Consider the following 9,353-nt stretch of genomic DNA (forward strand, 5'->3'; position numbering starts at 1 on the left):
TCACTGACTGCACGCAGACTCTCGGTTTCGTTGAGTTGTGCGAATACGAGTAATTTCAAGAATGAAGCAATGTACAGCTTCTTTGTATAGGAATTTAATTGATAGCTTTCAACCAATTCCTCGAGTTTTGTGGAGAAAATCGGTGAAAACCATTGTTCAAATGATGTTTTTCGTGTAAACTTATCCATGCTTATTGTCCTTTATTTTGGATTTGGATGGTTTATTACCACCCAACCATTATAAAGGATTTTTTTGTGCATGAATAATATTGCAGAAAATTCAGATTTATAAAGGGCTTTGAATTATTTTAATGCGACGCTAGTGATGATGGTAATGTATTTTTTGAAGGGCTGAACTTAATCGATATAAAACGCATTGTGGGACCTGCATACAAACAATGGGATGATAAATTATTTTATCATTATGTAGAAAAATTTGAGTTACCACAAAAAAGGCTATTAAGACTTTTTCAAAAGGAATGCAGATGAAAGCATCTTTAGCAATAGCTTTATCCCATCATGCCGAATTAATCATTATGGACGAACCTACAGCAGGCTTGGATCCTATCTTTAGGAGAGAACTGTTGAATCTGTTACAAGAGTTAATGGTCGATGGTAATCGAACTTTGTTTTTCTCCACTCATATTACAACTGATTTAGATCGTATTGCCGATTATATTGCCTTCATACAAAGAGGAGAATTGATTTTTAATCAATCAATACTAGATATCGCAGAGAACTATGCAGTTGTTAAGGGAGGACTAGATTTACTGGATAGAGACACAGAAAAAAGCTTTGTTCATCTAAATCGTGGTCCGACGGGGTTTGTGGCATTAACAGATAATCGAAAAGAAGTGGATCAGGTATTTGGTGATAGTGTTGTGATCGAACATGCGACATTAGAAGATATTATGTACTACACAAAAGGAGGAATGCAATATGTTTAATTTAATAAGACGTGATGCAATCCTTCAGAAAAGGCAACTCTTAGTATTTATCCCTTTTATCGTATTTTTTATTGTGATGAATATAGACTCTGTTTTCATTTTTCTCGTCGCTAGTATTTTTATCCCGTTTAATGCATATGCATATGATGAAAAAGCAGAGACAAATATATTATTAAATTCCTTACCTTATACACGAAAGGAAATCATTGCATCACGCTATATTGGAGCAGTTGTGTATATGTTAGCGTCTATTCTACTGACAAGTGCAGCCTTGTTTCTTTTTAATAAACCATTTACACTTACAGATATTGCCGTTGGGAGTGGTTTTTTCTTGCTGTTTGCTGCTTTCACCTTTCCATTGTTCTATATGCTTAAGCCTGGCTATATTACAACAGTTGTTATTATCAGTTTTCTTGTTTTATCAGCCATAGGGCCTAGAGTCGTTACCTTTCTAGCGGAACATTTAACCAGTATAACAGATTTTATTATCAATTTATCCCTTCCAACTTTATATACAGGAGCGACCATTTTTATTCTTGTTGTCTATTTAGCCTCATGGGGAGTTGCGACAGTGATTTACCAGCGAAAAGTGTTTTAATATAAAATTCTTCACTGCCAACAAAAGATGTAGGTACATCACTATAACAGACTGAAAAACTGGAGAAGCCACCAGTAAGTGAAAGAGAAGTTATCCATCAGTGGGGGAAACGAAAGTCTCCATTGATGGGAAATTTCTCTCTTTTTTTCAATATAGATTGCTCTATACATACAAGCTGATGTTCTGCAAGGTTCCAAAACTTGTGGATTAGAAGCTTGAAAGAAAATTACGTTTTAATAACAATTGGCCCAAAGATCATTCTTAAAATAAGAATATTTTTTGGTAACAAATCCTTTTTTTAATGTAAATAAGTTACAAAGAGTAAGAACGGAAACCTTTTACTAAAAAAGTACTCCTGTTATAATACAAATAAAGATTCGATGTAATAACGAGAATAAGGGGGATACTAATGACTGGTAAAGTAGATACAAAGGAAGTGTGGACACGATTTATTCAAGAAGGATCTTTAGAACCAGCAAATTTAATTCCAGAGATTGAAGAATCTTGGCATCTTTGCCGGCAAAAAGGCTTAAACCCACATGATGGCATAACTGATTGTATCTTGACCCCAGAGGAATTCGAAGAAAGATTGGCAGAAAATGAATTATTAATTACTTTAGCTAAGCAAAATGTTAAGCGTTTACAAAAAATTTTACGAGGCTGGCGTTTTGTCATTATTTTAACAGATAAAGATGGGTACATATTATATAAAGAAGGGGAAAATTCTATTAGCATTGCAGCAGAAACGATCCGATTTAAAGAAGGAGCAAAATGGGGAGAAATAGAAGTGGGAACTAATGCAATTGGTCTCGCGGCAAGATATAAAAAACCCATGATGGTTAGAGGGTATGAACATTTTTCGAAAGCATCTCAACAATGGAATTGTTCTGCCGCGCCAATTTTTAACCAGCATAAAGAAATGATAGGAGTTTTGAATGTATCTAGTCTCTATCAATCTATTAACCAGCCATATGTGTTAGCATGTGTTAAGCTTATTGCTGATTCCATTTCACTAGATTGGAAAAAAAAGATGCACGAGGATATGGAGTTTTTGCTGCGAACAACTTTCCAAAGCAGTGGACAATACATTGTTTGTACCATTGATAAATACATTTGTGCCCTTCCAAAAAATCTTCAGCAAAAATATCAAAATTGGATTGGCAGTTCATTAAGTCGATTCGCGCAAGAGACTGGTGCAGTATCTGCCGTACATATTCCGATTATGCACCACCATCGACTCATTGGATATCGAATACCTCTCCGTGCGGAAACAGGCTTTGTTTGGAATGGAAGTAGAGGTTTAAGCAAAAGTTACAAACAAGTCCTGGAATCTATTAAAAATGTCGCACCCACGGATACTACGGTACATTTAGTAGGAGAAACTGGTGTTGGCAAAAAGTTTCTTGCTAGTTGTATTCATGAAAATAGCCCAATATCAACGGCCCCTTTTTATAAATTACACTGTTCGATGCTTACTAAGGATATTCTTCAAAGGTTTCTTTCTACAAATCTGCAGCGTTTGACTAAGAAAAGGCATCAAGTGGTCGAGGAAGCAACGATTTTTTTGGAAGAGATTGGAGAACTTTCGATTCCCTCCCAGCAAATGCTTTTAACCATCTTACAGGAAAAGGAAAGACAACATCACAAATCCTATCGTTTTATCACATCTTCCACGAAAGATATCCGTGATCTAGTGGAGCAAGGGATAATAGATCAAGATTTATTCTATTATATTTATGCCTATCCCATTTATCTTAGTCCTTTGCGTGAACGAAACGAAGATATAATTGCTCTGATTGATTACTATTGTGACAAGAACAATTGGCATCCAGAGTGGAGAATAAATTGGAAATTACTATTTTCAAAGGGACAATGGTATGGAAATGTGCGAGAATTATATAATACTCTAGATCGATGCAGAATTTTATATAAAGAGGATGCGCCAACTGAAGAACAGTTGTATGAGCAAGTAAGGATCGCAGAAAAACATATGCAAAAATCATACCATAGAAAGGATCCGAAGACTAAATTTGAAATTCAGGCAATTACAAACGCATTAAAAAAACACCATGGAAATGTGTCAGAAGCAACAAAAGAACTAAATATGTCTCGTGCGACTCTTTATAGAAAAATAAAAAAATATCAAATAAAAAATTTTTTATAAATGTTCACATTCTCAGTTTGGAAGATAGTGAGACAAAAATGAGACAAATTTATATGATTGGAGAATAAATAAGACAACCGAAATGGTGGTCTTGCACATTCTCCAATCTTTTTTTCGTTTAATAATAAATAGTTTTCTTCAAAGAAATTATTGCTTAAGAAAGTATGCGTATTTTTTAATAAAATGATGGTGAGAAAAGTGAGAAATAATGAGAAAATCTGTCTCGTTTCAATCGATAACAAAGGTTAGAAATGTTGATTTATCAGCATTTTAAGCGCTTTCGAAAATAGAAAATATGTTGTATCATCGAAGTGTGTTAATACTGGAATATAGAATGGAGGAAAGAAAATGAAGAAAGAAACTGCTTATTGGGCCTATACGAAAATGAATGAAATTAGGAAGTTTGAAGATCAAGTTCATAAGATCTTTTCAACTGGGGCAATCCCAGGTTTTGTTCACTTATATGCAGGAGAAGAAGCGATTGCTGTAGGTGTATGTGCACATTTAACGAATAAAGATTATATAACGAGTACACATAGAGGTCATGGTCATTGTCTGGCTAAAGGCTGTGACTTAAATAGTATGATGGCAGAGATTTTTGGAAAAGAAACAGGGATATGCAAAGGCAAAGGAGGTTCTATGCATATTGCTGACCTTGACGTTGGCATGTTAGGGGCTAATGGCATTGTCGGTGGAGGATTTCCGCTTGCAGCTGGTGCGGCTTTAACAGCTTATGTAGAGGGAACAGACAACGTAACTGTCTGCTTTTCTGGAGATGGTTCCAATAATCATGGAACATTTCATGAAGCAATTAACATCGCTTCAATCTTAAAGCTGCCTGTTGTTTTTGTAGTAGAAAATAACGGTTTCGGGGAAGCCACTCCATATCATTATTCTACTTCCTGTAAACAAATTATTGATCGTGCACCAGGCTATAGTATTCCAGGAGTGAGAGTAGATGGAAAAGACTTAGTAGCTGTTTATAATGCTGCTAAAGATGCAGTGGAACGAGCCAGAAATGGAGAAGGTCCAACTCTTATTGAAGCGGTTACGTATCGAAATTATGGTCACTTTGAAGGAGATGCACAAAAATATAAATCAGAAACAGATCGTGAGAAGTGGCCAGTAGATGAAGATTGTATTGAAATCTTTAAAGCATATGCTTTTGCCAATGACTTGTTAACGGAAACAGAAGTGGAACAAATTGAGAACGAAGTGGAAAAGGCAGTGGACAATGCAGTAGAATTTGCAAAAAATAGTAAACAGCCTGACCCATCCATGTTACTAGATGATGTGTATGTCAACTACAAATAATAAAAGAATGAGGTGAAGGAAGAATGGGAAGAAAGATTACATTTTCACAAGCTATCAATGAAGCAATGGATATTGCCATGGAGAGAGATAATAAAGTTATCTTAATAGGAGAAGATGTTGCAGGTGGTGCAACCGTTGACCACTTACAAGACGAAGAAGCATGGGGCGGTGTTTTTGGTGTTACCAAGGGATTAGCAAATAAATATGGCCGTAAACGAGTTATCGATATGCCGATTGCAGAAGCGGGATATATGGGAGCAGCTGTAGCGGCAGCAGTTACTGGTTTACGTCCGATTTCAGAATTAATGTTTAACGACTTTATTGGAAGCTGTTTAGATGAAGTGCTTAATCAGGGAGCGAAAATGCGTTATATGTTTGGTGGAAAAGCAAGAGTGCCTTTAACTATTCGTACAAACCATGGCGCCGGTGCAAGTGCGGCCGCACAGCATTCCCAGACTTTATATGGTATGTTTACCGCTATTCCAGGTTTGAAGGTAGTTGTGCCATCTAATCCATATGATGCAAAAGGTTTATTACTTTCAGCAATTGAAGACGATGATTTAGTTGTATTCTTTGAAGATAAAACCCTGTATAGCATGAAAGGGGAAGTGCCGGAGGGATACTATACCATTCCGCTTGGAAAAGCAGAAGTGAAGAGAGCAGGTAGTGATCTTACCATTGTGGCAATTGGAAAAATGGTCCATGTTGCGATGGAAGCAGCAGATATTTTAGCAAGTAAAGGAGTGGAAGTGGAAGTAATCGATCCTCGTTCATTATCTCCACTTGAAGAAGAACCAATTTTGGAGTCTGTCGAAAAAACAGGAAGGCTAATTATTGTAGATGAAGCAAATCCACGCTGTAGTGTAGCAGCCGATATCGCAGCACTTGTCGCTAATAAAGGGTTTGATTATTTAGATGCTCCAATTAAAACAATAACGGCCCCACATACTCCAGTTCCATTTGCAACTAATTTAGAGCAATTATATATACCAAACGCAGAAAAAGTTATCAATACGGCATATGAATTAATTAATGAATTAACTTTAGCTCGATAAGTGGAGGTGAAAATATGTCAACTGCTATTGTGATGCCGAAATTAGGAATGACCATGAAAGAAGGAACCATTGTGGAGTGGTTAAAACAGCCTGGAGAATCCGTCTCGGAAGGAGAAGGTGTGGCTGTTATTAGCTCAGAAAAACTAACAAGTGAAGTAGAGGCGCCAACAGATGGAGTACTTCTTACAATCATTGAAGAAGTCGATAATGAAGTAGAAGTTGGAAAGCCAATTGGAATAATAGGTAATGAAAAGGAAGCGGAAAGTGAAAGTAGTCAAGATGTTAGGGAAGGAAAAGATGCAGCATTAGAGGAGAATGCGCCGGCGCGACAAGAGGCGGAAGTAAAAGGGGAAGATACAAATAAGCGAATTCGGATATCTCCTGCTGCAAGAAAACTTGCCCAACAACTGCGAGTGGATACACAAAATGTTAAAGGAACAGGACCAAATAATCGAATCACGCGAAGAGATATTCAAGCATTTGCTGACAAGCGTGGAGAAGAAAAAGTACCAACAAAACCAAAAGTGGAGCAAGAAACTAAAACTATTGTACAACCAGATGTACAAACAACAGGCGTAAAAAGCGAAAAGTTATCTGTTATGCGTCAAACAATTGCAAAACGAATGCAGCAAAGCTTGTCTACAACTGCTCAATTAACATTACATCGAAAAGCAGAAATTAATGCCCTGCTAGATTTTCAAAAGGATATTAAGAAACAAGTAACGGAAAGCGAACTAGATGTCCGATTAACTTTAACGGTGCTTATTGCCAGAGCTGTTACATTAAGCTTGCGTGATAAGTCATTTATGAATACTCATTTAATTGATGGTCAATTATATTTATTTGATGAGGTGCATTTAGGAATTGCAACATCTTTAGATGCCGGTTTAGTCGTTCCAGTAGTTAAAAATGCAGAGCGGCTTCCGCTTGGGGAATTAGCAAAAGCTATATCGTCTGTAACGGAAAAAGCAAGAAATGGACAATTACCAGGATATGAATTAACGGGATCAACTTTTACTATTTCTAATTTAGGCCAACAGGGAATTGAATATTTTACCCCAGTCCTAAATACCCCTGAAACAGGTATTCTTGGTGTAGGAACATTTATTGAGGAATTAACACTAGAAAATGAAACCGTAAAAACAGTGAAAAAATTGCCTTTAAGCTTAACCTTTGATCACCAAGTGCTTGATGGAGCACCAGCAGGAGATTTCTTGAATCGTGTTGTTTATTATCTAGAGCATCCATATTTACTAGTGTTATAGATAAAAAGAGTGTAAAAAGTAGATAGGCGTGCAAATGAAAAATGAATGCAGCTCTATTCCATGTTAGATAGCACCATTTATTGAATGTTTGAGAAATTTAAGAAGCGGGGCAGTACGACTTTTCTCTGTAATCGTGCTGCTATCTTAAAAGTCCAATTCAATATGGTAGCTTTAGGTACGAAACATGAATACTTATCGTTGGGATTAGCTCATCATTTTTCTGTGAGCTCTCCGTAGAAGGAAGGGAATCAAGAATGAAGAAATATGATGTCGTTATCCTAGGTGGGGGTACGGGAGGATATGTAGCAGCAATACGTGCCTCGCAAAAAGGAAAGACAGTTGCAGTAATAGAAAAGGATAAGCTTGGTGGAACTTGTCTTCACCGTGGATGTATTCCAAGTAAAGCATTATTGCGTACAGCAGAAGTATTTTCTACATTTAAAAATGCTGGAAGCTTCGGGGTAGACGTAAGTGGAAATATAGCGGTGAATTTTCCAAAAGCACAAAAAAGAAAAGAAATGATTGTGCGCCAATTAGAAGCTGGGATAAAAGGATTGATGCAAAAAGGAAAAATTGATGTCTATGAAGGGACCGGTTTTTTCCACTCTAATTCTATTTTGAAGATCACTGATCGAGCAGGAAAAGAAACAAGTATTGAAGCAAAAAATACTATTATCGCAACAGGTTCAAAGCCAAGATCCCTGCCAGGCTTACCCTTTGATGAGAAGCAAATTCTTTCATCAGACGGGGCGCTGTCACTAAAAGAATTACCGAAGAGTATCATCATCGTTGGTGGAGGGGTCATTGGCATGGAATGGGCCTCTTTACTAAATGATTTCGGTGTAAAAGTTACCGTTTTAGAATATAGCCCGCGAATTGTCCCGACAGAAGAAGAGGACATTTCACAAGAATTACAAAAAATTTATACGAAGAAAAAAGTACAGATTGTAACCAATGCTTTAGTTGATGCAAAAAGCTGTCGATTAACAGAAAAAGGGGTGCAAATCAGTGCCGAAGTAAATGGAAAAACAGATATCTTTTCTGCAGAAAAACTGCTTGTCTCCGTTGGAAGAAGTCCTGTAGTGGAGGGAATTGGTTTAGAAAATACTGCAGTTAAACTGGAAAAAGGCGCAATCGTTGTAGATAAAAATTGTCGTACACATGATCATAAAATATTTGCGATTGGAGATTGTATCCCAACACTTCAATTAGCCCATGTTGCCATGCATGAGGGTATTCTTGCAGTAGATACAATTGTTGGGGAAGAAACATATTTGATTTCATATGAACAAATACCTCGATGTATTTATACCGCACCTGAAATTGCAAGTGTAGGGATATCCGAAGCAGCAGCTAAAGCAAGAGGATATGAAGTCAAAGTTGGATATTTTCCGTTCCAAGCAATTGGAAAAGCACTTGTTCATGGAGAAAAAGAAGGGTTCACAAAGATAATTGCCGATAAGAATACAGATGATATTCTTGGGATAACGATTATTGGTCCACATGCTACTGATTTAATTGGCGAGGCTGCATTAGGTCAAATGCTCGAAGCAACGCCTTGGGAAATTGCCCATACCGTTCATGCCCATCCAACTTTATCAGAAGTATTAGGAGAAGCTGCTTTGGCAGTAGATGGCCTATCTCTTCATATGTAATGACAATTGGCTGACCTGTACGATTGGTGTAGATAATGATAATTTGCAAGTATCTATTTAACCTGTGCAGAATAGTGTCTGCCCAGGTATTATTTACGGATTGTAAAAAGGATAAAGAAGTATTTTTAATACGATTGTTCTCCTTTCATTTCTAGCTGCGGAAAGCAGAATTTTTGCAAGAAACCTTGTCATCCGTTAAGCTGAAAGTAAGTTTATTTCCATTCTTATATAGGAATAGTATATATAGGAAAGTAACAAAAGGCGGTTCTGGTGCAAAAATCACTCGTTAGAAACATAGAGTGTGAGTTTCCTTTAAATTGCTAACTTATGAAGCTAATCCAAACAACTTATGGATG

At 36.9% G+C, this 9,353-nt stretch carries 7 protein-coding genes and 1 pseudogene; 7 read left to right on the forward strand and 1 reads right to left on the reverse strand.

The window, feature by feature from the left end:
* Window positions 1-188, reverse strand: a 188-nt coding sequence (locus tag AS180_RS20050; RefSeq protein WP_139109245.1) for a DUF4372 domain-containing protein, incomplete at its 3' end; no start/stop codon positions are given.
* Window positions 189-326: 138 nt separating this feature from the next.
* Here AS180_RS20050 and AS180_RS20055 point away from each other — a divergent pair.
* The 7 genes and pseudogenes from AS180_RS20055 to lpdA form a co-directional block, all read left to right on the forward strand.
* Window positions 327-946: pseudogene (locus tag AS180_RS20055) on the forward strand (ATP-binding cassette domain-containing protein); the annotation flags it as partial.
* Window positions 939-1,544, forward strand: a complete 606-nt coding sequence (locus tag AS180_RS20060) for an ABC-2 transporter permease (protein ID WP_025908694.1) — start codon at window positions 939-941, stop codon at window positions 1,542-1,544. The pseudogene AS180_RS20055 and the gene AS180_RS20060, both read left to right, overlap by 8 nt.
* Window positions 1,545-1,953: 409 nt before the next feature.
* Window positions 1,954-3,708: a sigma-54-dependent Fis family transcriptional regulator gene (locus tag AS180_RS20065; protein WP_025908695.1), complete on the forward strand. Its 1,755-nt coding sequence runs from the start codon at window positions 1,954-1,956 to the stop codon at window positions 3,706-3,708.
* A 348-nt stretch (window positions 3,709-4,056) separates the two neighbouring features.
* Window positions 4,057-5,022 (forward strand): thiamine pyrophosphate-dependent dehydrogenase E1 component subunit alpha, encoded by a 966-nt coding sequence (locus AS180_RS20070; RefSeq protein WP_025908696.1) that lies wholly within the window; start codon window positions 4,057-4,059, stop codon window positions 5,020-5,022.
* A 23-nt stretch (window positions 5,023-5,045) separates the two neighbouring features.
* On the forward strand, window positions 5,046-6,077 hold the full coding sequence (locus AS180_RS20075; RefSeq protein WP_025908697.1) for an alpha-ketoacid dehydrogenase subunit beta: 1,032 nt from the start codon (window positions 5,046-5,048) through the stop codon (window positions 6,075-6,077).
* A gap of 14 nt (window positions 6,078-6,091) precedes the next feature.
* Window positions 6,092-7,342 (forward strand): dihydrolipoamide acetyltransferase family protein, encoded by a 1,251-nt coding sequence (locus tag AS180_RS20080; RefSeq protein WP_025908698.1) that lies wholly within the window; start codon window positions 6,092-6,094, stop codon window positions 7,340-7,342.
* Window positions 7,343-7,596: 254 nt separating this feature from the next.
* Window positions 7,597-8,997: a dihydrolipoyl dehydrogenase gene (gene lpdA / locus AS180_RS20085; RefSeq protein ID WP_025908699.1), complete on the forward strand. Its 1,401-nt coding sequence runs from the start codon at window positions 7,597-7,599 to the stop codon at window positions 8,995-8,997.
* Window positions 8,998-9,353: the final 356 nt, after the last annotated feature.

This window comes from Priestia veravalensis (assembly GCF_001457055.1).
GTDB classification, from domain to species: Bacteria; Bacillota; Bacilli; order Bacillales; family Bacillaceae_H; genus Priestia; species Priestia flexa.